Source organism: Blautia sp. Marseille-P3201T (assembly GCF_900120295.1).
Taxonomy (GTDB): Bacteria; Bacillota; Clostridia; order Lachnospirales; family Lachnospiraceae; genus Blautia.
Genome location: NZ_LT635470.1, coordinates 811,940 through 837,783 on the forward strand (window position 1 = coordinate 811,940; position 25,844 = coordinate 837,783).

25 protein-coding genes and 1 pseudogene are annotated in these 25,844 nt (G+C 38.6%); 5 read left to right on the forward strand and 21 right to left on the reverse strand.

The features are described from left to right. Positions 1 to 86: 86 nt before the first annotated feature. From BQ7352_RS12395 to BQ7352_RS12425, 7 genes are all read right to left on the reverse strand, one after another. Positions 87 to 1,367, reverse strand: a complete 1,281-nt coding sequence (locus BQ7352_RS12395) for a site-specific integrase (protein ID WP_072449511.1) — start codon at positions 1,365 to 1,367, stop codon at positions 87 to 89. Beyond that, on the reverse strand, positions 1,367 to 1,576 hold the full coding sequence (locus BQ7352_RS12400) for an excisionase (protein ID WP_072449512.1): 210 nt from the start codon (positions 1,574 to 1,576) through the stop codon (positions 1,367 to 1,369). The genes BQ7352_RS12395 and BQ7352_RS12400 overlap by 1 nt, the downstream gene beginning before the upstream one ends. 110 nt (positions 1,577 to 1,686) lie before the next feature. After that, positions 1,687 to 1,911 (reverse strand): excisionase, encoded by a 225-nt coding sequence (locus tag BQ7352_RS12405; RefSeq protein WP_015541248.1) that lies wholly within the window; start codon positions 1,909 to 1,911, stop codon positions 1,687 to 1,689. 50 nt (positions 1,912 to 1,961) lie between these two features. After that, complete coding sequence (locus tag BQ7352_RS12410; protein ID WP_072449513.1) at positions 1,962 to 2,882, reverse strand: phage major capsid protein; 921 nt, start codon at positions 2,880 to 2,882, stop codon at positions 1,962 to 1,964. Next, the gene (locus tag BQ7352_RS12415) at positions 2,879 to 3,139 is read right to left on the reverse strand and encodes a hypothetical protein (protein WP_072449514.1); all 261 of its coding nucleotides are present in this window, start codon (positions 3,137 to 3,139) and stop codon (positions 2,879 to 2,881) included. Before BQ7352_RS12415 ends, BQ7352_RS12410 begins: the two co-directional genes overlap by 4 nt. Before the next feature lie 17 nt (positions 3,140 to 3,156). Next, positions 3,157 to 5,466 carry a phage/plasmid primase, P4 family gene (locus BQ7352_RS12420; protein WP_072449515.1) on the reverse strand — a complete coding sequence of 770 codons (2,310 nt, stop codon included), beginning with the start codon at positions 5,464 to 5,466 and terminating at the stop codon, positions 3,157 to 3,159. A 36-nt stretch (positions 5,467 to 5,502) separates the two neighbouring features. Continuing rightward, complete coding sequence (locus BQ7352_RS12425) at positions 5,503 to 5,679, reverse strand: excisionase family DNA-binding protein (RefSeq protein ID WP_015560864.1); 177 nt, start codon at positions 5,677 to 5,679, stop codon at positions 5,503 to 5,505. Positions 5,680 to 5,821: 142 nt separating this feature from the next. On the opposite strand from BQ7352_RS12425, the gene BQ7352_RS12430 reads away from it, so the two are divergent. Then, positions 5,822 to 6,700 (forward strand): hypothetical protein, encoded by an 879-nt coding sequence (locus BQ7352_RS12430; RefSeq protein WP_072449516.1) that lies wholly within the window; start codon positions 5,822 to 5,824, stop codon positions 6,698 to 6,700. 12 nt (positions 6,701 to 6,712) lie between these two features. On the opposite strand, the gene BQ7352_RS14565 is transcribed toward BQ7352_RS12430, so the two are convergent. Together BQ7352_RS14565 and BQ7352_RS12435 are read right to left on the reverse strand one after the other, a co-directional pair. Next, positions 6,713 to 6,856 carry a hypothetical protein gene (locus tag BQ7352_RS14565; RefSeq protein ID WP_159430648.1) on the reverse strand — a complete coding sequence of 48 codons (144 nt, stop codon included), beginning with the start codon at positions 6,854 to 6,856 and terminating at the stop codon, positions 6,713 to 6,715. A 7-nt stretch (positions 6,857 to 6,863) separates the two neighbouring features. Next, entirely contained in the window at positions 6,864 to 7,529 is a 666-nt protein-coding gene (locus BQ7352_RS12435; protein WP_072449517.1) for a hypothetical protein, read from the reverse strand. A 485-nt stretch (positions 7,530 to 8,014) separates the two neighbouring features. Between BQ7352_RS12435 and BQ7352_RS12440 the strand changes: the two genes are divergently transcribed. Further along, positions 8,015 to 9,124, forward strand: coding sequence for a restriction endonuclease, SacI family (locus tag BQ7352_RS12440; RefSeq protein ID WP_072449518.1), 1,110 nt, complete (start codon positions 8,015 to 8,017; stop codon positions 9,122 to 9,124). Positions 9,125 to 9,168: 44 nt separating this feature from the next. Here BQ7352_RS12440 and BQ7352_RS12445 read toward each other — a convergent pair whose 3' ends face one another. From BQ7352_RS12445 to BQ7352_RS12475, 7 genes and pseudogenes are all read right to left on the reverse strand, one after another. Next, complete coding sequence (locus tag BQ7352_RS12445) at positions 9,169 to 10,239, reverse strand: DNA cytosine methyltransferase (RefSeq protein WP_242948582.1); 1,071 nt, start codon at positions 10,237 to 10,239, stop codon at positions 9,169 to 9,171. Then, on the reverse strand, positions 10,239 to 10,421 hold the full coding sequence (locus tag BQ7352_RS12450; protein ID WP_072449519.1) for a sucrose-6-phosphate hydrolase: 183 nt from the start codon (positions 10,419 to 10,421) through the stop codon (positions 10,239 to 10,241). Before BQ7352_RS12450 ends, BQ7352_RS12445 begins: the two co-directional genes overlap by 1 nt. 271 nt (positions 10,422 to 10,692) lie before the next feature. Next, the gene (locus tag BQ7352_RS12455) at positions 10,693 to 11,589 is read right to left on the reverse strand and encodes a hypothetical protein (protein WP_072449520.1); all 897 of its coding nucleotides are present in this window, start codon (positions 11,587 to 11,589) and stop codon (positions 10,693 to 10,695) included. A gap of 1,039 nt (positions 11,590 to 12,628) precedes the next feature. After that, positions 12,629 to 14,278 (reverse strand): annotated as a pseudogene (locus tag BQ7352_RS12460) (DEAD/DEAH box helicase family protein); the annotation flags it as partial. Positions 14,279 to 14,537: 259 nt separating this feature from the next. After that, the gene (tnpC, locus tag BQ7352_RS12465; RefSeq protein WP_072449521.1) at positions 14,538 to 16,157 is read right to left on the reverse strand and encodes an IS66 family transposase; all 1,620 of its coding nucleotides are present in this window, start codon (positions 16,155 to 16,157) and stop codon (positions 14,538 to 14,540) included. Between the two features lie 293 nt (positions 16,158 to 16,450). Continuing rightward, positions 16,451 to 16,813 (reverse strand): IS66 family insertion sequence element accessory protein TnpB, encoded by a 363-nt coding sequence (gene tnpB / locus BQ7352_RS12470; protein ID WP_072447633.1) that lies wholly within the window; start codon positions 16,811 to 16,813, stop codon positions 16,451 to 16,453. Then, positions 16,803 to 17,168, reverse strand: a complete 366-nt coding sequence (locus BQ7352_RS12475) for a hypothetical protein (RefSeq protein WP_072447635.1) — start codon at positions 17,166 to 17,168, stop codon at positions 16,803 to 16,805. Before BQ7352_RS12475 ends, tnpB begins: the two co-directional genes overlap by 11 nt. Before the next feature lie 456 nt (positions 17,169 to 17,624). Here BQ7352_RS12475 and BQ7352_RS12480 point away from each other — a divergent pair, with 456 nt between their 5' ends. Both BQ7352_RS12480 and BQ7352_RS12485 read left to right on the forward strand, forming a co-directional pair. After that, positions 17,625 to 18,878, forward strand: coding sequence for a transposase (locus tag BQ7352_RS12480; RefSeq protein WP_200791384.1), 1,254 nt, complete (start codon positions 17,625 to 17,627; stop codon positions 18,876 to 18,878). Between the two features lie 232 nt (positions 18,879 to 19,110). Then, entirely contained in the window at positions 19,111 to 20,190 is a 1,080-nt protein-coding gene (locus tag BQ7352_RS12485; RefSeq protein ID WP_072449522.1) for a DNA adenine methylase, read from the forward strand. A 15-nt stretch (positions 20,191 to 20,205) separates the two neighbouring features. Here the strand turns inward: BQ7352_RS12485 and BQ7352_RS12490 are convergent, their stop codons facing one another. The 4 genes from BQ7352_RS12490 to BQ7352_RS12505 form a co-directional block, all read right to left on the reverse strand. Then, a complete protein-coding gene (locus BQ7352_RS12490) occupies positions 20,206 to 20,904 on the reverse strand; it encodes a DNA-methyltransferase (RefSeq protein ID WP_072449523.1) in 699 nt (232 codons plus the stop codon). Continuing rightward, the gene (locus BQ7352_RS12495; protein WP_143143398.1) at positions 20,904 to 21,749 is read right to left on the reverse strand and encodes a hypothetical protein; all 846 of its coding nucleotides are present in this window, start codon (positions 21,747 to 21,749) and stop codon (positions 20,904 to 20,906) included. Before BQ7352_RS12495 ends, BQ7352_RS12490 begins: the two co-directional genes overlap by 1 nt. 58 nt (positions 21,750 to 21,807) lie before the next feature. Next, the gene (locus BQ7352_RS12500) at positions 21,808 to 22,674 is read right to left on the reverse strand and encodes a TdeIII family type II restriction endonuclease (protein ID WP_242948583.1); all 867 of its coding nucleotides are present in this window, start codon (positions 22,672 to 22,674) and stop codon (positions 21,808 to 21,810) included. A gap of 214 nt (positions 22,675 to 22,888) precedes the next feature. Further along, positions 22,889 to 23,263, reverse strand: coding sequence for a VOC family protein (locus BQ7352_RS12505; protein ID WP_072449525.1), 375 nt, complete (start codon positions 23,261 to 23,263; stop codon positions 22,889 to 22,891). Positions 23,264 to 23,558: 295 nt separating this feature from the next. Here BQ7352_RS12505 and BQ7352_RS12510 point away from each other — a divergent pair, with 295 nt between their 5' ends. After that, a complete protein-coding gene (locus BQ7352_RS12510; RefSeq protein WP_072449526.1) occupies positions 23,559 to 24,821 on the forward strand; it encodes an IS110 family RNA-guided transposase in 1,263 nt (420 codons plus the stop codon). Between the two features lie 129 nt (positions 24,822 to 24,950). On the opposite strand, the gene BQ7352_RS14300 is transcribed toward BQ7352_RS12510, so the two are convergent. Next, the gene (locus BQ7352_RS14300) at positions 24,951 to 25,829 is read right to left on the reverse strand and encodes a hypothetical protein (protein WP_143143399.1); all 879 of its coding nucleotides are present in this window, start codon (positions 25,827 to 25,829) and stop codon (positions 24,951 to 24,953) included. Positions 25,830 to 25,844: the final 15 nt, after the last annotated feature.

The window sequence follows — 25,844 nt, forward strand, 5'->3', positions numbered from 1 at the left end:
TATTTTATATTATATCGTCATTTTCACTTCTTTTCCACAGAAAAAAACGCCCCAGCCTAATGCTAGAGCGTCATCCCACTTTCATATTAAATTACCTTAAACATTTTCTGTGACATCGGTTTCTCCTTCTTCTGCTCAACCTCCGCCTGTGCTTTCCTAAACTCTTCCATCCGTTTCAATTCTTCCTCAGCATCATCGAATCCGATATGCGTGTACACATTCATTGTAACCGATATATCCGAATGCCCCATAAGGTACTGTAGTGTCTTAGGATTCATTCCCGATTTTGCCATATTCGAGCAATAGGTGTGTCTGCATACATGAGGTGTAATATTTGGCATCTGTACTCGGTAAATGTCATTGTATCTACCGACCATATGATTGAAACGATGTTGCCAGTGCATTGCCACAAGTGGCATTCCATTATCATCGTAAAACAGGAATCCGCTATATCCATCTATGGCTTTCTCCACTTTCGGTGCATTTCTATCCTCAATGATTGCCTGAAACATCTGTGCCACATCCTCCGTGATTGGTAATACTCTTGTTCCGGCATCCGTCTTTGTGGTTTCTATGATGTATCGCATATCTGATGTTCTCTGCAACTGATGGTCGATGTTCACAGTTCTATTCTCAAGATCAATGTCCTTCAGCGTCAAGCCACAAAATTCTGATATTCTCATTCCCGTATGAAAGAGTATGTACACCACTTCATAGTATTTGCAGTACACCACATCGTCATGCACAAACTTTAGGAACTTTCTCATCTGCTCTTTTGTGACTGCCTCTCTTGTGACTGCGTCATTTACCAATACCCCGGCAAGCTGGAATCCGAATGGATTCTTTACCAGAATGTCATCATCCACCGCCATCTGAAAGGCCGGGCGCAGCACTCCACGAATAGTATGAATAGAACTGTAGCTTTTCCCATCTTCCTGCTGCAATTTTATAAGGAATAACTTTGCATCGGAAGTTTTCACACTTCGTATCGTCTTTTTGCCAAATGCTTCCTTCGCAAGTAATCTCTGTACTGTAACATATCCCTGTTTCGTACTTTGCCTTACTCCTGTCTTTGTTTTCAAATATCGGTCTACCAGTTCACAGACAGTCATCTGTCCGTCCACGATATTTACAAGCAAATCCAAATCTGTGTTTACCTGTTTTTCCAACTCACGAAGGGAAAGGCATGGCTTTTTGCCCTTTGGAAGTTTATCCGTAGGTTCCAGTTTCCAACTGTATACAAAATGTGGTTTTCCATCAATATGATATTTATATTGATATTTTCCGTCTGCCCTTATACTCTCTCCCGGTCTTAATACCCTGCGTTTGGAATCGCGCCTTGTCTGTCCTCTTCCTGCCTTTAACATTATCCCCGCCTCCTTAGTTCTGGATGGTTACGCAGATACTTTTCAAAGGCTACACGAAGTATCAGCTTGCGTTCTCCGTAGTATGCCAGAAAATCTTCTCCATCCGTATTACTCAATAAATCATAAAATTTTCTCCGGCTCAAAACAAAATATTCAATTGCCTCAGAAGGATTTAAAATATCTTTTTCTGCTAAACTTGGTCTTGCCATAAAAGTACTTCCTTTCTGCCAAAAGTGGCTGTTTTCACAGGTTCTCGAGGTCATACTATATATCACTCTAAACGCTGATAATATCAACTACTTTCGGCAGACAAACGGAATTATATCTCCGAAGAGGCACTGATAAATTTTTCAAACTGCGGGCGGATAATCAGATACCTGTTTCCACTGAATACCGCAAATCTTCCTCTGTTATCTTCTGCCAGTCTACGCATTTTCTTTGTCCCGATATTAAAATACGATGCTGCTTCTTTGATTGTCAGTGTGTACTTTTCACTCACAGGGACAAGTGTATTTTCCGTAGTATCATGTTTTTCTATTGCCATGTGCAATCCTCCTTCCATACGGGCTGCAGTATTTCCACAGCCCCAACTGCTTAGTCTGCTGCCATCTGAAGTATCTTGACTGCATCCTTACGGATCAGTTTTCCGTCCAGATACTCACATCCCAGATACCCTACCTGTCCACGCATGGCAAACTTTTCTTTCAGTGTGCGGATAGTCAGCGGGAAACGCTGAACGAGCCAGTAATTGCTGAAATCTCCAAATGCGATTACTTTCTGCCCCTTTCCGATAGCCGGCATGGAATCAACAATCTGCACAGGTTTTGAGAAAATCGTTTCATCACTTTCCTTCCACAGATAGTTTCCGGCTGAATCTTTGAGGGTACGGAGTGCCAGAGCCGTTTCGTCATTCATAAGCCATGTACCATGTTTACGGTATTTCTTATCCACGGACAGATACAGTTTGATGATTTCATCATAGCTGATAGCAGAATCACTCTCTGCCGTCACGCCCGTTTCTGCTCCGTCAGTGGCGTGCAGAATACCTGTCGGCTGATTTTCCCCTGTTCCGTTGATAAACGCCTGTTCCTCGCTTGTGCCAAAACAACGTGCCATTTTTCCGATTACATAATCCTCTATGGCAAAGGACTGGTCAGAAGCGAACTCCAATCCAAGTCTGACAAGCTCGGACAATCTGTATGCCTGTACTTCAAACCGCTGGAAATCATCCTCGTTATCTAGGCCTTCCAGGTTGACCATATCACCCCATTCAGCCTGACCCTCACAGTCAAATGTCCAAAGACGGCTGTCACTTCTGGTCGCATTCACAACGGTTGCCAGCTGACGGACTACACTTTCTTTCTGGAGTGCTGCCGTATATTTTTTATTTGATTCTCCGGGCAGATGGTACGCATTTGTCTTGCTTTCACGGTTGTTATAAAGGCTGTCCGTAACTGCCTGTTTTCCTCTCATTTCGTTCCAAAAATCGTTATAATAAGCTGTACTGTTAATCATAATAAACCTCCTGAAAAATTATTTTGTGTCATATAACCACTCTGTCTGCAATAATCCACTGCTTCAGAATAGGACAGATAAAACATCTCCAATGACCCGTCAACCACACGGTAATAGGGCGGGTCACAGGATTCGCTTGCCATGATAATGACCGGGCATCTGTCCCTTAAATTGATGACATTCACACATCTGTACTTGTCTGTTGAAAAATCCGATGGTTCAAACCGCATCGGTGGTGCTGCTTTCTGTTTTCCCATGTATACCTCCTTTTTTCTTAGCAGAAGAAATCTCTGCACAAGAACCGATAGCCTGTTAAAAGTGTGGTTTTTTCTCCACCATCCCTCGGACGCTTGCGGACTACCGTACCGATTGTACGGAGTGCCTGATTAAAATTCCGGCTGTTCTCCGCAAAATATCCATTGTCATTGCACCAGTTGCGGTATGCCTGATACACAGCCGATGTCCGGCACTCCGCATCCTTCTCCTGTTCCAGAAATTCCTCCACAAAAAGTTCCATCTTATCGCTGTCATGCCGATAGGACATGGTGGCATCTTTTACTACTTTTGGCTGGGCAAAACCTTCTTCTTTCAAGATGGTGTAGCCTTCAATCAGCCAGTTTAAGATAGCACTTGCCGCCTCCGGCCTGGAAAATTCTGCTTTCAGATTCTGTTCCTGTTCCCATTCCTCAAAATGCCTGTCAAAGGGAATGATCACGATACGTCCGCTCGAAAACAGTGTCATATCTGTAATAGCCGGAAGATAATTCGTATTCACATACAACTTGAACTGTGGCTTGAAATCAAAACTGTTCTCATGCAGAAATCGTGCATTCAGCGTATCATTTCCCGTCATGCTTTTGATCTGTGCTTCATTCAGCACCAGTCCCCGCCTTGGCTCTGAGATATTGGCAAACCGTACTCCGGCAAGCCGTGCAATATCCTCTGTCGGGTTCTGGCTGTTGGCAGACGGCTTTGCAGCAATCGTTTCCGGGCGGACAGTCAAACCGTAATCTCCCATCACATGAAGTGTGCTTTCCATCAGCGTCCCTTTTCCATTTCTGGTAGTTGCACCATAGTAGAAAAACATACATTCATAGCGGGTATCCCCTGTCAGACCGTAACCAAGGCTTTTCTGCATGAACCTTGCTTTCTCCGTATCCCCACTCATCACCTCTGAAACAAATCTGGTAAAACGTGGATTCTTGGCATTCGGATCATAGGCTGCCCCGGCAATCTTGGTCAGCTTGTCCTGTGGCGTATGCGGATGGAACTCTCCCGTCTGCAGATTCAGTGTTCCGTTCTGACAGTTCAGGTAATAAACATTGCGGTCGAACTCAGACATTGCAATCGGATACACACTCTGGGCATCACTGATATACGTGTTGCGGTAATTCCGGCTCTGCCATTTCGCAGAAAATTCCAGATAGTCCTTTCTTCTGCGCTCATCGGTAATTGTCAGGGCATATCTGACCAGACTGTCCGCAAGGGATTTTGCAAGCTCCATTGTTTTCAGTCCGCCAATGTCCGGAATCCACCGGGTCCCGTCATACACATACCACTTTTTCCTTTCCGGCACATACCTTGCGATATCTTTATACACATCCGCAAACAATCTGCCTGAGCCGTTGTCATTCCACGGGTATCTGCTGTTATCCGACACGTTCAGTTCTATCAGCTTCTGCAGCATATCATCGAAATCGCTCTCCGCTGATGATTTTGCATAAGGCCTGTAGAAATCCAGTGCCTGTGCCACTGCCTTTTCCAGCGTCAATGCACCGTAGGTTGATCCACTCTGCACACGGTCCCACTTGCTCCGCATCAATCCCGATCTTCGGAACATCCTGTCCATCTGCTCTGTGTCACCGCCACACCAGAATGCAAGGATACTTGCAAGCGACATATCCGCATCGCTGTGGGATTTTCCTTCCGGAATTTCTCCATTCCACAAGGCTTTGAACTTTTCGCCCTGTCTGGAATCCGATGCTAGGCGGACCACGGAATCATCCAACAGATAGCTGCCTGGAATATCCTGCACTTCGTTCTTTTTCTTAGGAATCGGACGAAGCATATAAGTTTCCAGTATTTCCCCAAGTTCAACGCTTCGCTCCTCAACACCACGGTTACGGATCACATTTCCTGTCAGAGTACAAAATTTCTTCGTCACACCTGCTGCATAGATTTCCAGACCAAGTTTCTGATTATTGATGTAATATCTGCCCGTATCATAAGACAGGGAAGATGCCTTACATACAATGCGGACTCCCGTGCCGGAGGGACTGAATTCTGTATAGGAGTCCATTTTCCACACGACATCTTCTGCCATTTGTGTCAGCTTTCCACCAAACACACAATGGTCGATATCTACCATGCAGAAATCATCAAATGCACCCATACCGATTCCGTCATAACCCTCCATTGCATTGACTGCCAATCGAAAATCCGAAAAGGTATTTTTATCGGCACTGCTCGCTTTTCTGCCATTTGTCTGATACGGCACTTTTGTCATGCGCCCGTTTCTTTCTTCATATTTCCACAGGCAAAAATATCCATCTTTTTTCAACTGTTCCGGAAGTTTCTCATACATCCTGTGCTCCTCCTTCCCCGCTTATTTTCTGACGTATCATTTCTCTGTGGCTCTTGCCGATAACCACACCTTAAATTCGGAAACAGGAACCAATACCCGCTTGCCTACACGGACGATTGGGAAATCCGCCTCTCTGGTCAGTGCGTATGCTTTGCTCAGACTGATTCCCATCTGCATTGCCATTTCCTGTACGCTCATCGTGACTTTATCCATAGCCATCCTCCTCTCTGCATTTCAAACATGAATTGCTCTTGTTTTCTATCACAGTATACTTTATAATGTTACCAAAGACTATTTTCTATTGGTAAGAACTCGTACCGAAAGAAAGTTCTATCGGTAAGAATGGAGGTAGAATATGAACGAAGATTTCAGTTTGGGGAAAATGAGTGCGGATGCACGACTGACCGCAACTTTCAAATACTATGAAAAGACAGAACAGAATAGAAAAATCATAATCACTGCCTGTCTGGGCGAGGGCGATGTCCCAAGACTCAACCGTGGATACGGCTTAGACGGAAATGAGCTCTGGCTTTCGCTGAATAACCTGTACCAGAGTATCCGTGGAAAAAATGACAACACTGCTGCCGATGATATCATTTCTTGGTGTCAGCAGTACGCACACCCCTACTATGCCTCTGAGGACATCGAAGAATATCGTTGGGATATTGAAAAGGATACGGAATACTGGGATTTTTCCACTAACATTCTTGGTAATTTCACTTTTGATGTTCACACCATGCGGAAAGATCTCGAAAGCCTGTACCGGGATACCCTTGTCATCCTGATGTTCAAAAAATGTCTGGAACGGCTTGACGTTTCCACGGATCTTGCGCAGATCACATGGACGAATGAATTTGCAGATTTTAATTCGTTTCCTATGCAGAAACATCTCGGTAAAATATCAGCTTACCTAAATAAAATGAGTGGCGTAACCATGAAGTTAGGACTGGATGAAAATGGAGAATTGAAGGTCATGCCGGATTTCCATTCTGTTTTTGATGCTGCCCGATTCGCTCTGTCGCAATATGTATCTATCCCTACGGATTACCCCATTGCTTATGCCGACCGTGTGGGCGTTGCCACCTGTGAGTGCTGCGGCCGTCTGTTCATCAAAAACGGAAACCGCCAGAAATACTGTGACAATCCAGAATGTAAAAAGGAACGAAACCGCAGAAAATCCCGCACTGCATATCGCAGAAAGATACAGGAAGAAAATGATAACCGCTGGGCGTGACCACGGCTGTTTTCACACTGGGGCAAGATGTGGCAAGTAATATAGGTTATTTTCTATATAGGCTCTATAAGAATAACCTAAATCATCTGCCACAAGTTGCCCCAACTGTTTTTCCATAGAAAAAGGGCATCGGTCTGCACCGACACCCCATGTCATTTTATCCTTATTCTCCGCAGCGGAATGCTGAATTTCCCGTAAGATTTCTAAGCAGAATCTTTCTCGCTGTCTTATACTCTTTTCCGATAAAGCCAAGTCTGAGCAGAAAACAGCGGAAAGCATATTTGTCATTGTCCGTTTCGGTCGGCTTTGATGATACCCTTTTTGCATCTCTTGCCATATCACACAGCCTTGAGATAAATTGCGTGTAGGCTGCAATATCATCTCCATCCACTGTGTATGGAAACCATGTGAAATTTATTTTTTCATCTGTAATTTCAATCTCTGTGCTGTCCATCCGAAATGCACGTTGAAAAAGTGTCTGCTTATTTGCTATGATCTTCTGCAAATTTTCCAATGCCGTATCCGTAAGACTATCTTTTGGAATTGCTATTGTCAGCTTCTCCTGTTGCACTGGCACTTCTTCGGTTACTTCTGCATCGTCCTGAAACCCACACTCTCGTAACTGCAGAATCAGGTCTTCCACCGTTTCTTCCTCTACTCCCTCCGGGATATGCAGTACTCCCTCTTTGTCCAATCGGTATCCTGCAATATCATATGCACAGCTTGGTACCCGTTCATAATGCGGTGCTGTTCCAAGTATGTTTCCAATCTTCTGTGCTAGTTTTGGTCTCTGCTTTGATTTCAATGTAAATCTGATTTCCTTCTTCATAATATGTACCCGCCTTTCTTATTCGGTAATACATATATCACTCTGACGGCACAGAATAGCAAGACAATTCGGATTATATTTCTGCCAAAATGTACGCAGAAAAACTGTGATTTTTATGCTGCTTTTTACACGTTTTTTCTGCGTATTTCGGTACTATCCGGCAAAACAAAATCGACTTTAGCGATGATATTCTGCGGATATTTTCACATCAACCGACCTTAGCGGGTATCCCCCCTGTTTAATTCTGCGAAAATTCGCACAAAGGGGGCCATCGGTCTTCAGGAAAAAAGGCTGTAGAGATTTGGATACCCCCAGCTATCCAAAATAATTTTATATTTTATCAACTACCGATTCACTCTATTAAATGTTTTTATTTTCTGATATAATAATATGTGATTTAAATAGATTTATATACTTTATTTCCGCATGTATACTCATGGCTTTATACAGCCAATGATTATTCAAATAACAGGAGGAAACTTATAATGGGATTAAAAGAGAACGCTTCAGCCAAACTTAATGCCGCATATGTCGATGCTCAACGGACTATCAATTCAACATGTGCCCACAAGGATTTTATTGATTTTGTAATTGATAATACCCATCTTACATATAAATATGTGTTATTTACAGCTATACTTGCAAAAGCAACAGATGAAAGTATTAATACTTTATGTTTACAAAAAAAATCCGAATTGCCAGGTGCATATGATGCAAGAACAATTTGCCATAAAGTAATTGTGCCTTTTGAAATGGAGGTACTCGACAAGGCATTAGGTGGCTCAAATGAACCATTTTTAAATAAACCTGCTCGTTTTCCAGAACTTTCAAAAACAAACGCTGTAAGGCGCGGCAATGATCAGACTATCCTTAATTCTCTTTGTGACAACCTTCCTCTTATTACTACATCAACAGATGCTTACGAATGTTTAGTATATTTACTTTCGAAGCTAATAAATATAAAAAATTCAAAATCAACTATGACAACTTTCACTATAGAAAAAAATGCAAATCTCCCTGCGCATCTTATGGCATATATGGAAAAAGCCCTAGAGCACAGTTATGAAGGGGAAATCCTTACCCTTCTCGTTGCCGGAACATATCATCTCATGTACAACGAACCAAACGCTACCGTTGAGGTACACCCTGTTAATCAAAGCGGTGCATCAGGTCGTGAAATCAGTGATTTAGATATATATGTTGACGGTTCTTTAGTTGCATCTAATGAGTTAAAAGATAAGGACTATGCCGAAACAGATGTCCGTCACGCGGCAGATAAGGTTCTTTCTGCTGGCGGTACAAAAATGCTTTTTATAGAAGGACCAAGAGCCAATGCTCAAGGGGATTTCATAAATAATATTGAACATGAATATCTTAATAAAAATTTTTTACTTCGAGTTATATCATATGAAAATCTTTTATCTTCAATGATTGGTTCAATTGATAAAATTGATAGTGAAGAATTTATGCATTTTATAATCGAAACTGCCCAAAATACTAAGTTCAAAGATGAAACCATAGCCTATCTTATGAAATTAGCAGATGAATTTTTCGATCTAAATCATTCCAAAAACAAAGATGACTCTACTAAGTAGTTCTACAACAGCGAGCAAATATCAATTTACTCGCTGTTGCGATTTTATACATACTTTTTTTGATATTCAATTACTGCCCTAGCCACAGCTTCTGCTAATTTACATGGTACGGCATTTCCTATTTGTGTGTAGACCTTGCCTTTATTTCCACAGAAAATATAATTGTCTGGGAAAGTCTGTATCTTTGCTGCTTCCTTTATTGTAATTCTTCGTAATCGACTAGGTGCATCTTTAAATTCCGGCACTATTCTTCCATCAATTAACCCCTGATGGTAATCTACAACCCAATCACATTCTGCATTTCCATACAAATACTCTTCATCCACAAATGGTGTCTTATTTCCACCCATAGATGCTGGTAAAGTATTTGAATACCCATCTACATTAATTGGTCTTCCTTGTCCATTAAAATACATCCCCGCATATGGTGATTTTCTCATCACTGGATGTGCCGCAAATGTTATCTTTGCTGTACAAGTATTGGGATTAATATCTGTTCCAGCTTTTCCTAATGATTGTAACAAATCACGAATGACGGGAGCTTTGTTTTTCTGCTGCTCTATCATACCCATCATATGGTGTTCGAAAAAAGGATCAAGACCTGATTTGATTCCTATAAAAAATACTCTTTCTCTTTTTTGTGATACCCCATACTCTGATGCATTTAAAATAAACGGCATACATTGATATCCCATTTTTGTAGCTCTTTCTAAATATTTCTTTCTAGTTAGTTCCCACTTTTCTAATACACCTAATGCTTTTACATTCTCCATTACAAATGCCTTGGGTTGAACTTTTTCAACTACATCTAAAAAGGTAAATATCAATTTACTTCGTTCATCGTTTGGATCCATTTTGCCAGCAACCGAAAAACCTTGACAAGGTGGTCCCCCAAAAACAAAGTCTGCACCTTCATATTTAGCCATATCATTAATTACATTGTTTATATCATCATTAATCATCACACAATTAGAATGGTTTATTTTATATGTTTCGGCTGCTTCTTTTACTAATTCATTTGCAACCACGACTTTAACACCCGCATTCTCAAATCCAATATCCATACCGCCAGCACCTGTAAAGAGTGATACTCCTGTTACGGTATCAGCCATCATTACGCACCTCCATTTTCATCGTGAATTCTAAAAACCAACGACTGATTTTCTGAATCCAAATATATATCAAATTTTGTTTCTCCTTTTTTCACATTAAGATTCGACAACACTGCTTTTGGTAAGCGTATTCTCATATCCTGCTGAACAACATATGTATCAAGATAAATACATGAATCTGCCATATTGACGCCTCCTCTTTTTTAGTCTAATTATACCCTGTTTTTAGTCTAACTTCAACCTGAACATAAATTTTCTTGGTACTAATGTTAACATTAATTCTGTCAAATCCCTTTATCCCACAATCACAATACTCAAATTCTCACAATCACAAAAAGAGCTTGGAGAAAACTTATAATATTTACTCCAAACTCTCGAGTTTCCTTTGCTTTAAAGCAATTTGTAATATTTCTGAAAAATATAATATTAAAATTATCAAATTTTTCCGTTTACTCTCTATTTTTTTTCATTATTTCTTCTCAGGATTTCATCATCGATGAAATCCTGAAATATTGCATAATCTCTTATCCCATTACCGACCTTTTTCATTTTTTCAAGGATTTTATTTTTCTGATTATCAGAGAGGTTAGTCTTGGCATTTTCTGCTTCATTCATCCAATGTTGAATTTCTTGTCCTACTACGCTTTTAATTCCTTGATTCTCGGCAACAATTGTTCCCCTGCCATTCAAAATCTGTGTGTTTGTCCACTCTTCCTGTTCTTCCATTGAATAAAATGTTACAATCATAATTCCTAGCAGATTAGATATCGTGAATGAAGTTTTTCCATTATAAGCAGAATACGAAGTAATACTCCTATGCATAGCTACACTTGGATTTTTTTCAAAATCATAATTACTTGCACTTTCAATTCTATCAAAGAAAAACATATGATTCTGAATATCTGAAACATCTTGTCTCTTACCCAAAAGATAATCTCTCATGATGTTCTCAGCTCTTAACATTGTCAGTAGTATTTCCTTATCAAAAGTCGCATCACAAGAGTACTCTTCCAAATCTAAATATAAACTTCTCCAACTTAGTGAAACTATAAAACAAGTTAAATTCTCGTCATAACTGAATTCTCGCTGCTTATGATCTTGCCACGGATTAAAAATATTACTTGCAAACCAACGTTCCTTGGCACTAAATAGTTCCTCGCAGTCATGGCACAGCATATAATGTTTTTCTATATCCTGTGCTACTTTATTGGGTTCATTTGTTACTCGAATATTACCAAGTGCTGTCTTTATCATTTTTCGTCCTACAAAACGCTGAACAATATGACTAAGTTGAAGTTCCTTATTTTGCCTACACAAAGCACATTGGCCATATACTATTTTCTCCTTTCCCACCTCAATATTCCTCCATACATTTTTCTATTGCTTCTAAGTAGTCCACTACTACTAAGGATTTCTCCCAACACGTTTGCATTTATCCCGATTCCGCTCATGAGCCTTAGTAGTCGAAACCGTAGTAATTCCAAGGATTTCTACCATATTCTGCCCTGTGTTGCCCCAGTCTATGAAGATATGCATTATCATAAAACTGGAGTGCCGTGGCAGATGAATAATACTTTTATCATTTGCTCCTTTTTGTCCGGAAATGCCGTATTTTACAAGGATTTCCGGGTTTATTGTTATATTGTTGTTTACTTATCAGCTAGGCAAATTATAGCATAATTTAGCAAGTTGTGACTACCTGTTAGTAGTAGAAATAGTAGTAAAACGGGAAGTCTTACTACTAAGACATTTTCAATACACCGCAAGTCATCTCAGAAGTATGTTTTGAAAAAATTTCATACGAAATAGTATCTGGTACATTTTTAAACACTAATACAGATGGAAAAGCCATTTTAGTATTATGCTTCAAATATCCCAAATGAACAACTAAAACATCCTCGTCTTCTTTTTCATATATCTCGTAACAAAAAATCTGATTTATACTATCTTTGTATTTTTGCTTGCTCTCCTCATATTCTTCTTTAGCAGATGGCTGGCTAAAAGGCGTGTTTATCTTGTAATTAATTCTTGGTGGCATCATTGGATATCCTGCATAACCAATTATATTCTCTGTTTCTCTAATTTTAAACACCGATTCGGTAAATTGCATTTCTATGAAATCGCCAATCGTCAAGATACCCTGTATCGGTAGTTCTTCCTTTTTTACGATATTCCCTTTCCCTAAATGAAGTTTCACATCAATATCTTCATCAAAGGTTGTTCCCTCATTTGCCAATACCAATTCTACAATCTTGTAACTATCTATAATTCCTAAGAATTCACGATATTCATTTAATTCCTCTATTTTCCAATATATGTCCTCTATTTCAGAATAGTGCTGCTTCTCATCCTCTCCTCCATTCAATGTTGATCCACCACCTAACATTGGACTAATTAAAGATTTTGAAACAGTTAGATTCCCCACATTCTTAATTTCCGGTACATCGACACCTTCTGAGAATATATCTACAGAAATAATGTAATCCAAAGCATCTTCTGATTCATCACCAGCAAGTCGTTCAATAGCAGCTACTCTCACAGTTTCTGAATCGTTACCACTTAATACGATGGTTCTCCATCCTTTTTTATTAAACTTAGCTGACAACTCTCTTGCCTCATCAATACGACTGCAAAAAATCAGGCCTTTTACTCTTTCTCCACTATATCCAAAAAATTCCGCCTGTTTCATCACATTTAAAACACGTTCATCAGATGTCAAATATCTGAAATTCTCAACCTTCTCTTCAGACGATTTTCCAGCATCAGCAATAACTTCCAGATCAGTAATTCCAAAGTAATGAAACGGACACAGCAAGTCCTCTTCCATCGCATTTTGCAAACGAATCTCATACGCAATCTGGTGATTAAAAATCTCATAAATATTTCTGCCTTCCAGATTATCATCACGCTTGTCCGGCGTTGCTGTCATACCCAGCCATAACTTCGGTTTGAAATAATCCATAACTTTTTTGTAGCTATCCGCAGAACTATGATGAGCTTCATCTATAATAATCAAATCCCAATGTTCTTTTTTATATCTACTCAAAGTCTCCTTTTTACTTAATATCTGGACTGTTGCAAACACAAAATCAGCATTATAGTCTTGATACTTACCAGTAACCATCCCCATAGAAACTTTGCCATCAAATACTTTTCGATAAGCTTTTAAAGCTTGCTTTGCAATCTGATTACGATGAACCAAGAATAACACTTTCTTAAATTCAAGTTCTCTTGCTGCAAATGCAGACGCATAAGTTTTACCAGTTCCCGTTGCAGAAATCAACAAAGCTTTATCCTCGCCAGTTTCATAAATCTTTCGAAGATTATTTATAAAACAAACCTGCATAGAATTTGGTTGCAGACGATATACTTCCAATGACAAAACTTCGGCTTGCTTTGCAATTTCTTTTTGTCTCTGAATAATCTTATTTTTTGTATAAACATTCGTATAAACTTCAATGAACTGCTCGAATGCCAATGACTGTTGCGCATTCCATAACTGATCAAATTCTTTAACTACATTTTGTGTATATTCTCCCTGCTTTTTAGAAATAATCTTCGTATTCCATTCCCGATTTGTTGTAAGTGCACTAAGAGTCATATTAGAGCTTCCAACAATAATACGATACATTTCCTCTTTTTTAAAGATATATCCTTTCGTATGGAAACCCTCTTTCGCATTCTCAGTTACAAACATTTTCAGTTCAATATTCTTAAAATTCGCAAGAATACGCAGTGCCTTTGGATCACTAAAGGTTAGATAATCTGTTGTAAGAATTTTTCCAGGAATGCCACGCTGCTCCAATTCTCTAAAAGTCTGGAGAAGCGGTGTAATTCCACCCAGCGTGATAAACGCCACACTAATAGCAAATTCTTCACATGCCAAAAGCTCATCTTCGATAGAGGAGATAACCTTTCGTCCTTCTTTATAGTTGTTCGATACAAACTGTGGCTTATAGGCCAAGTTTGATGAAATATTTTGGTCTATAAAAGCTGTAGATAATCCTTTTTTTAATTGTTCTATTTGTTTAATTATTTCCATCTTTCACCTATTTATCAAAAAGCACTTGTAAAATATCATTTTTTAAAATCACACTGGATATATTGACATTTACATAATCAACACTCTTCATATAAATTATCGATCATTTGCATTCTCAAAATACTTTTTCAGTCATAAATCTATTTCTATAAATATACCATAATATCGGCAATAAATGCAATTTTTTACACAATATCAGTAAACGCAAAATAGCGAGTACCTTGACATTTTTAGGCGGCTGCTTTGCAGCCACCAATATTTAAGCTTTGCGGATTCCTGCCGGAAGTTTTTCTGACCATGGCAAAAGATTTTCCAAAAAGGAACAATCCCTGTCATCCATGTGTTTCGGCATCTCTTCCAAGAGATGCTGCACATAATCAAAAGGTTTCAGATTATTGGCTTTTGCAGTTTCTACAATACTGTAAATGATTGCGGAAGATTTGGCTCCATGGATCGTATCGATCATCTGCCAGTTCTTCTTTCCGATACAGAAACCACGGATTGCCCTTTCGGATGCATTATTATCGATCGGAACATCTCCATCTGTAAGAAATACCCGGAGATATTTTTCCTGATTCAGTGCATAGCCAACAGCATCACCAAATTTATCCTTCTTGGACACATTTATAGTTTTTAGGTACGCAAAAAACGCATCCACAAGTGGTTTGATAACCGCCTGCCGTTGCTTAAGCCGTTCATCAGAAGAAAGGTCCTTCAGCTTCCCTTCTTCCCGATAGATTGCCTGAATCTGTTTCATCAAAAGAAATGCATTGGATTCCTTTTGATAGGATTTCGAAATCAGCTTTAAGGCTTCATCAAATCTGCGGCGACAGTGCACCCAGCATCCGGCAATGGTCAGTTCTTCCAACTCTTTTTCTAAAGTATGGTAGACCTGGTAACCGTCTGTTACACAGATGCCGTCGTACCCTTTTAGGAATTCCCGTGGATGGGATGCATTTCTCGTCTGCTGGTATTCATACAGGACAATCTGCCGTTTTTGATACAAATGTCCGGAACGGTATACCCACATCCAGCTTTTGCTTCCGGCTTTGCGCCCGTCATGGTTTACAAGCACCGGCGTTTCATCTGCCTGGATGACGTGGTAGAAATACAATTCTTTATGAAGATAATCATAAAGGATTGATAGATATTCCTCTGCCAAACGTATGCACCAGTTTGCCATGTTCTGCCTTGTGATCTGCAGGCCATAACGCTGGAATTCCTGCTCCAATCGATAGAGAGGAACTGCGTTCACATATTTTCCATTGATGATCGCAGCACCCAGAGATGGTGATACCAGACTCCCATGCAGTAACGTCTTTGGATGGTCTGCTTTCACCATGTGTTCATCTGTTTTGCTGGCATACACACCGATGTGATGTTCTTCTACTTCTACCTTCGCAGGTACGAAATGATATTTTCTGGAAATGGCATCCGGTAACTGTTTCCAACCCCTGACACCGAATTCCGCTTCCAATTCCTCCGCGGACAGATAATGGTCGATCCGTCTGACCGGAAGCCCGGAAAGATCTGCTTCTTTCTTTCCCTTACGCTTCGGCTGCTTTGGAGACTTCAGTTCCAGATCCTCAGGCTCTGCCGCATTAAGATCACAGACTGCTTCTGCTTCATTGAAAAAGACAATCGTTCCGTTTACTTCTCGAAAACAGATCTGACTGGTATCTTCCATTTTTTCAGAAGACCTGCCAAAACGGTTCTGCTTACCAAGGATCACCTGTTCCATCAGAAGCTGCATTTTTTCATTCGATGCGTGAAGCTCCTTTGTTAAAGCATTCAACTGTTCCTGCTGTTGTAAAAGAAGCTGGATAAGAAACGACTTATCAACGTTATTTAATTGTTCCTCCGTATAATTGACTGCCATAACCAAACCTCACTTTCCTAAGTGGTATTATAGCAGAATCAACAGTTTTTGGCTATTTTTGCATTCTGTTACCTTCGTTACTTTGACGGTGGATAACAGTCATGAATACCTGAAGATAAAAGCCAGAATTTCAGATATTTATGACTGTTATCCACAATCTGAAAAGTTTTGGAATCCAGAGTATCATAGAAACTCACAGAAAACTTTCAGGATGTGAATAACTTTCAATTTTATATTGCACTGGGTAACCCGGTGTGGATGAAAGTGATTTTATTTTCTATGTTTTGCACAAATCATAAGGAGAATCCAGGATCAGGAACTTCTTCTATGGGATGTCTGGCAACGATTTCCAGACCCTGCATCAACATTCGATACTGGTCTGTGCTGATCTCCAGCGCTTCCTCCTGTGTACGAGGCCATCGGAAGTTCCCATTTTCAATCCGCTTATACAGAAGGAGAAATCCATCACCTTCCCAGATGAGTCCTTTTATCCGGTCCGTACGCTTACCGCAAAATAAGAATAATGTATTCTTATCATAAGGATCGAGCTGGAACTGAAAACGTATGATTCTTGCCAAGCCGTCAATTCCTCTGCGCAGATCCGTAAATCCAGTTGCCAGATACACTTTTTTGAATCCGGTACCATCATTGAGCATTTCTGATCACTCCCAAAAGTGTACTTAGAAAGGAGGCAGAAGCCTGGTCGGTGATTTCCAACGTGAGGTTGCTTCCACTTCTGATTATGGCAGCGATTTTATGCTCTGAGGTCGTATTTACCGGATGGAGTGCAGAGGAAGGAACTTCTACAAAGGCTTGTGTATGCTCCGCAGTTTCTAAGTAAGCCTCACGGACTTTCCGGAGTCTCCAGTAGTAACTCGCTTTTGTAATGTCGTGCAGCTGACACCATTCATCGATTTTCATTCCCTGTGGACGGTTTTGACAGTCTCGGATCAAATCAGCCCATTCATTCAGGCGGGTTTGCTGTGCAACTAAACTTGTGTGAGATTTCATGACTCACCTCCTGTGATAAAGTCTAAAAAGTTGAGTACTAAACTATTTAGACTTTGTAGTGATGAGTCTATTATCTCACATCGGATGATTTTGAACAGGTACTCGCTATTTTGCGTTTACCAATATCATACTTTTATCTTACCAATAAAGAAACAGCCGGGTTCCGGCGAAACTTATTAAAGTGCCCTAATCACAAAACAACCATTTTAAATTTTTCAAAAAGTCAGCAGATTGGCACTTTGGGCAGACATATTCCTTTTTGAATTACAGTTTGTGGAAGCTTAAAAATAATAGCTTGAGTTTCCGCAGTTCTGTCCACAGAACACCCAACCAGTCTTGCTGTTTATACACAACTTTTCAAAAATGCCCAAAATATAAGGAATTCTATCTCTTTTTGGTGTAAAATTAAAGTGACCAAACGATAACTTTACTAAACAAAAAGAGAAAGGATCCCTTATGGCTAATTTTACATCAAAAACCTACCAAATGAAACGGGAAATTTTAACTTTTTCCAATAAATTTTCCAAAAAGCTTCCCAAACCGGAACGAAAGTTTATGGCTGACATGAATTATGGTATGCTTGCTTCCAACAGTTGTCTGCTTACAGACATTGTTGACCAGTTACATGAGCATTCCAAAAAGATTAATAGCGTCGACCGCCTTTCCAGACATTTATCAAAAGGCACACCAAAAGACGCTTTAGATGCTTACCTGGACAACATAAAAAAATGGTGTCCGGCTCACCCTGTCATTCATATCGATGACAGTGATGTTGTAAAACCGGATGGTTATAAATTTGAGTCTCTTGGACGGGTACGTGATGGTTCTGAGAGTACCGCTGCAAAAAATGTTTATAAAAAAGGGTATCATGTCACAGAAGCCACTGTACTGACCAACAGCAATCATCCGGTCAGTCTTTTTTCAGAAATACATTCTTCAAAGGAAAAAAGCTTTACATCCATCAATGCTATTACTTTTTCTGCCATGGAGCGTGCAGCTGCACGCTTTGATAAAGCAACCTTTGTCATGGACCGGGGCTATGACGATAACAAGATGTTCCTCAAGCTGGACTCCATGGACCAGGAATATGTCATCCGTCTGACTGCAAAGCGGAAGCTTTTATATCATAATAAATGGGTATTTGCCACCGAACTGCGCAACCGGAGAAAAGGCAAAGTAAAGCTTCCTCTTTTCTACAAAGGGAAAGAGCACGAGGCTTATCTTTCCCATGTAAAAGTACAGATCACTGCATCCAGAAAAAATATTTATTTAGTCCTTGTTTATGGCGTTACGGAGCACCCTATGATGCTTGCAACCAATAAAGAGATTAAATCGAAAAATGATGTGATAAAGGTGGCAAAGCTTTATTTTTCCAGATGGCGCATTGAAGAATATTTCCGCTGCAAAAAGCAGATGTTCCAATTTGAAAACTTCCGGGTACGGAAGCTCAAAGCAATCAATGCCTTAAATTTTTATATCACTTTATGTATGGCATTTCTGGCACATCTTTCCATGAAGCCGGAAACGAATGCCCTTAAGGCTGCCATTATAAAAAAAGCAGCTCCAATAAAAGTAAAAATATCTTTCTGCTATTATCGGCTGGCAAAAGGTGTTTCCGGCATACTGGCTTATGCAAAAGAAGGCATTCGGCTATGGTTCCGACCGAAACGGCCTGCATACCGTCAGCTTTGTCTTAAGCTGGTAGTTTAAACAGACAGGAAAAATACGTCTTCCAAAGTCCGGTTCCGGCGGGGCTTATTTAAGTGCCCCTAATCGCAAAACTGCCATTCTGAATTTTTCAAAAAGTCGGCAGATTGCTCTTTAGGCAGACATATTCCTTTTTGAATTACAGTTTGCGGAAACTCAAGAAATAATAGCTATTGTTTTCTAAGTACTACTTGTGCTATTATAAGAAGGATTGAATTTAAGAAGGATGGTTATTATGAAGACAATACTAAAATGGCCAGGTGGAAAAGAAAAAGAACTTCAAATTATTCAAAGCTGTATGCCTATAGAATTCAAAAGATATATTGAACCTTTTTTAGGCGGTGGAGCTGTTTTTTTTAATGTTAAATCTCCTGTTTGTTGTGTCAACGACAGATCAGCAGAATTAATTAATTTTTATCAGTGTATAACAAAAAAAAATCCTGATTTCATTCATTACCTTGAATTACAGGCTAAAGAATTTACTGCACTAGGAACATTTGTAGAAAATCACCCAAAAGATGTTTTGGATTTATATCACTCACAAATATCTGTTAATGATTTCATACATAAACATATTCCTTTTTTCTCTCAATTGGCAGATAACTATAATGCTATATTTCTCCAAGAATTGAAAAAAAATCTAAACAGCAAAATCAAACGTTCACAAACACTTGAAACAAAAAACGGCGAACTTCCTAATAAAGACAGACTTGATAACATAGAAGCTTCTCTAAAATCTGCTTACTATATGTTTATTCGATATCTTCAAAATCACCCTAGTGAGTTAAGCCCTGGAAGACAAGCAGCTGTTTTTTTCTTTATCAGAGAATACTGCTACTCTTCCATGTTTCGGTATAATAAAAAAGGGGAATTCAACGTCCCTTACGGAGGTATTTCTTACAATAAAAAGGATTTACAGAAAAAAATTGATTATCTTCTCTCAGATAGCGTATATCAAAAGTTAAAAAATGCTGACATCTGTTGTAATGATTTTGAGACTTTCCTCAATGGACTGCATTTAACTCAAAATGACTTTATATTTTTAGACCCACCATACGACAGTAATTTTTCAACATACGCTCAAAATCACTTTGACGCAAAAGATCAAATAAGATTATGTGAGTTTCTCAAGCGAACACCGGCAAATTTTTTATTAGTAATCAAAAATACAGAATTTATCTATAATTTATACAAAGATAATTTTCAAATACGGAGTTTTGACAAAAAATATATGGTTAGTTTCATGAATAGAAATGACCGCACAACACAGCATCTTTTAATAACAAATTACGATATTCCAAAAGAGAACCTATAGTTCTCTTTTGGGATTTTACTTAATTTCTGTTTCTCTTATTCTTTTTTCTGCGGCTTCGAAAAATATAGGATCAATTTCACATCCAATAAAATTACGATTAAGCTCTTTTGCAGCAACACCTGTGGAGCCAACTCCCATAAACGGATCAAATACTGTGTCTCCCTCATTACTTCCTATTGTCATCAAATGTCTTAACAACTTTAAAGGCTTTTGAGAAGGATGTTTTGGATTCTTTAATCGTTCCTTTCCCATACATATCGGACATTCAAAATAATTATGCATTTCATTTTGTTTTGAGAAATTCCATTTATGCTTTTTATTCCATAAACACACAATCATTTCACAACTATTCAAAAAACCATTCTTAAATATTTTAGGCATAGGATTCGTTTTGTGCCATATAAAATATTGAAAAGTATCAAATTCCGGATCAAATGCTTCATGCCATTTTCCTATCAAATTATAACTGGTAAAAATAAAAATATTACCGTCTGGTTTCAAAATACGCTTAAAATCATCAACAAAGTCAAATGGATTTATTTCTTTTAAATCCCATTCTCCCAAATCATTATTAACAGCGCTTCTCCCCGGCAATGGTATATTACCAGTGGAATACTGAGCTATATTATACGGAGGGTCTGTCAATATCAAATCAATTGATTGATCAGGCAAAGTCTTTATGTACTCTAAACAATCAATATTAACTAAATTCATCAACGCGTTAATGCCTCTTCTATTTTCTTTTCAATATCTTTCTCGATTTCAGAGTCATCAAAAGCTTTCTTATACAATTTTACAAAATCTGAAAATTTATATTCCTCCGGTAAAATCTTTTTCCAAAACTCCGAACCACGTAATTGCTTATCCCTTGCAATTTTTCTAAAAATATCTCCCTGAGGCTCATTCCCTTCTCCCATATTGTTATAACACGTAGCAAAAAAAGACTCTCTAAACGTATAGAAATCAAACAAATCATAAAACTCTTCAACTTCTCTTTTATTTGCATCCGTATTCTTTGTATCTAAATTTCCTCCTGCTTTGAGTTCATAACAACTTATAGATTTCTTATCAGCACCAAATATAAATAATAAATCTGCTATTCTATCTAAAGAAGTTCCCTTCTTAGGTTTAATTCTTTTATGAACTTCCTCGGATTTCTCTTTACTCATCTCAAAAAAATACTCTTTAAACATGCCCGGTTGTTGCTTTTTATAACGTTTTCTACCATTTTCAATAATCTCATCTGCTTTTTCAATCGAGGATGCCCACTTTATCTTCTGTTGGTCTCCTCTTCCCATTGGGTCCGATACTGTCTTTACAACTAATCCTTCTCTCGCATCATCATATGAAAGAACCATTAAATTAGGCGCATATTCAGCACCATATTTTTTTCTTGCTAAATACAATGCTATATGCTGCAATCGTGTTCCAAGTTGAGAATCAAAGCTTCTTCCCAACATCATATACATAATGATTTTTTTATTATCGAAAGCGCAAAATAAATTATGTTTTCTATTATTCATATTTTCATCAAAGTTTTCAAGAATTGTTTTTTTCATCTCGCACAATTCATTCTTAATAAACTTTGACAAACATTCATCAAAAGTGTTCGACATATTATTTAACAGTCCTTCTTATCATTTCTTTTATTCTTGAATTAAGGTCAAGTTCCTCTAATGCCATTTTATATAGCTCTGTGAAGCGCTCATATGTAATTCCGTCTGGAAGAATTATATTCCAGAATTTCTTTCCAATAAGGAACATCTCAGGGAAGGCCATATGTTTCTTAACTGCTCCCGTCCATGTATTCCCTTCTCCGTTTTTATTATATAGTGTCGCAAAATATGCCTTTGAATTAGGCACGTTCAACCCAGCATAAATTGTAAGAAGCTTTTCAACATTTGCAGGAGCATTTGAACTATCTAAATCTCCACCAGCTTTAAGTTCGAGTACAACCCAGTCTTTTCCATCAAAAAAAGCCAAATCAACAGGTTTTATGTGATATCCTGCAACTTTATATCTCTGAGCCATTGGAAGTAACGATTTAATGCTGCTCTGAGTAACCCCACTTTCTACTCTCGAACTTCCCTTACCAGATGCCACATTTGTCGCTCTAAATGTAGAAATATTTCCTCTAAGATCTCCATTATCTGTATCAATGTCCGTAACAATTATCTGTCCACTAATTGTGTTAGGGTTGATATTATGTTTTATATTTCTCGGATTAACAATTGTAGGCACATTTTCTTCTCCAAATTTCAATCGAGCAATTCTCTTTGCACATGTCTCAATAGCAAATCCACTCTTTGATTCAAAACTGCTTACAAATACCATATTGGCTGTTATTGTTTCATCAAGCTGACTAAGTAAAAAATTATATCTCTTCTTAATAAAATTAGTTTTGAAATCGCCTTCGATAGTTTTGATTAACTTTGAAAATTCCTCATAAACAATATTATTAATTTGCATTTCTGTATTAGTCACTGCAGTCTCCTCCTATACCTTCAAATAGTTCTGAAATCGTTACACCTAATCCATTTGCAATTTTCTCAATATTTTACAAAAAGATATTCCTTTTTCCTGATTCAACCGTCGTAAAGTAAGTTCTGTCCATATCGATTTTAAGCAATGAAGCCATACTCCCAGTAGTCTTCCTACCAATGCTTATGGCTTTGAGCATCATAAAACTTTAAATAATTCACTCTTTTCTGGACACAATTTCAATCCAATAACCATCTGGATCACTGATAAAATAAATTCCCATTTTCGGATTTTCATAACAGATACATTGCATTTCTTCGTGTTTTCTATGAGCTTCTTCCATGTTGTCCGTAGTAAATGCCAGGTGTATTTCATTATCCCCTAAATCATAATGATCTTTCTCCCAATCGCGCAGCCAGGTCAATTCTAGTTGAAATCCAGTTTTCCCATCCCCCAGATAAACAAGAATAAAGCTTCCATCTTGAGCTTCTTTACGTCTTACTTCCTTTAATCCTAGCGCCTTTTCATAAAACTGAATAGATTTTTCTAAATCCTTTACATTGTAATTATAGTGTGCAAATTGAAAATTCATAATAATCTCCATTCCGCCGCCAAGTCGGCGGCACAAATAGTAATGAAAGTCTTTTAATCCCCCACGTTACTGATAAAATAATTGTTAAAGAAGTTATACTACAAAGCACGGGGAGGTGAGTCGTAAAGACTTTCTTCGGTTTTAGACAGCATAATAATCAGTGTGAGTTCCATCTTTCAAGCACAAATAAGTGGCTCTTTTAGACCGTACAGTAAGAATTGTTTTAACTTCTCTGTTAAATGTGTGGTGGAGCAGTCAATGGCTTCTTTATCTCACTTTGAAAGGAGTTTTGACCATGAAAGTTGTTTATCAAACCTGCTGTGGCGTCGATGTTCACAAATCTTTTCTCGTTGCCACAATCATTAAAACCATTTCCGGAGTAGAACCTTCTTACCAAAAGAAACGTTTCTCCACCTTCAACAATTCGATCCTGCAATTCAAAAATTGGCTGATTGAAAACCAATGTCGGGATGTCTGTATGGAATCTACCGGTAAATACTGGGTTCCTGTATTCAATCTCTTGGAAGACGATATCAACGTCACTATTGCCAACCCCAAATGGGTAAAAGCAGTCAAAGGTAACAAGGATGATACAAAAGATTCCAAATGGATTGGGGATTTGTTTCGATTAGGTCTGGTTCCTGGGAGCTATATCCCTTGTAAACCAATCCGTATCTTGCGTGAATTCACAAGATATCGTTACAAGTTGACTTCCTGCCGTACCAGCGAAAAGAACAGATATCAGAATGCGCTTACTGTCTGTAATGTCGCATTAGATTCGGTTGTTTCCGATATCTTTGGGAAATCAGCTACATCTGTTATTGACTACCTGATTGAACGATCCGACAATTCCATCAACCACGAAGAAATAGCTTCCAGACTTCTCCGTTCCCTAAAGAAAAAGTCTGGCAGTGTCATTGAATCCATCGAAGGGTATCAGATGACCGATTCCCAAAAATACCGTATGCGCCTCGTCCGCGCACATCTGGATTATATCACATCTACAATCAATGATATAGACACTATGCTTGATTCTTTGATTGCCCCTTATGAAAATGCTGTCCAGTTACTGTGTACCATTCCGGGTGTTGACCGTAACAGTGCAATTACTGTTATCTCCGAGATTGGTACCGATATGACTCCGTTTTCTAATTCCAAACGCCTCTGTTGTTGGGCAGGACTGACTCCCGGCAACAATGAATCTGCTGGTAAGAAGAAATCTGTCAGGATAACACGTGCCGGTGTCTACCTCAAACCTGCATTGGTGCAAGTCGCTCATGCAGCCGTGAAATCCGACAAGTCTCCTTACTATAAACAGAAATATGAACGTATTATGAAGCGCCGTGGTAAAAAACGAGCCATTATTGCCATCGCCCGGATGATTCTCACTGCTATCTATCAGATGCTGTCCACTGGTGAAGCGTGGAATCCGACCGATTTATACAAGATTGATATACCTGAACCTTTGAAAGAAAAGCAAAAGGAAAAGGCTATCAAACAGGCTAAGAAACTGCTCATCAGAGAAGGAATTCTTTCCGAATCACAATTAGCTTCCTAGCTTTTCAAAATAATAATTTTTCAAAGGCTGCCATAAGACAGCTTATTAAAGTACGCCATTTGTTGGCTGTCCTCTACTTTCTTTCACAGTATTTCCTCCTGTTATATAAAATAATAATTAAATTATTTCTTACTCCCACAAATCATCCAACGTATCTGCCTTCATAATAGTCTTATATGATGAATATCTCGGTGCCTGAGGAGCCAGTCCTTTTTTCTTTCCTAATGAAATTTTATTAATCCTTCTTAAAGTCCCCTCTCTAAAATGTACAATATATTTGTTCGTATCTTTATACTTTTCAATTTTCTCGACTTCTGCCAAATATGTAATTGCTGAAACAGGAGCTACTTGATATGCTGCTATATATTTAATTTTATCCAACATAGCCCCAGAAATCCTGATAGCAAACCAACAATTATTTTTCATAAATTCTTCACGAAAACCATCTTCTCTTGCCGGAGCGACAATGGTATCTAGTTCATCTGCATCAATATCAGATGGTAAATCTGTCATAATTTCACCTTTAAATGGCGAAAAACGATGCAATTTTTTATTTCCGGATACATAAGTTTGTACTTCTATAACCTCTGTGCTCATAGTCAGTTGTGCCATAACATGGAACAATTCATCTGTTGCCTCATCAATTACAATAATTGCGGCTGGTTTATTTTCGTAAATAACTTTATCCATTAGCTCGTTCATGTTGCTATATCTTGATTTTTCAAAAAACTCCTGCAATTTTTGTTGCTTTTTACCATCTTTCTCAATTTCAGAAAGAAGCGTCTTTTTCATCTTATACTTATCTGTTTCAGAAGAAATACCAAACCGAAGTATCTGCTCTCCAATGTGACCATACACATCATGATTATGTAATTCTACTTCCACAAGATATAAACAAGGGGCATTATGAAAAGTCAAATCTAAAAAATAACCATCTGGATAGCTATTTCTTGCCCTCCCAACATTCGAAAAAGTATTCACTTTACTTCTTGTAGTCTTAACTTTCACCAAATCCCCTAATAC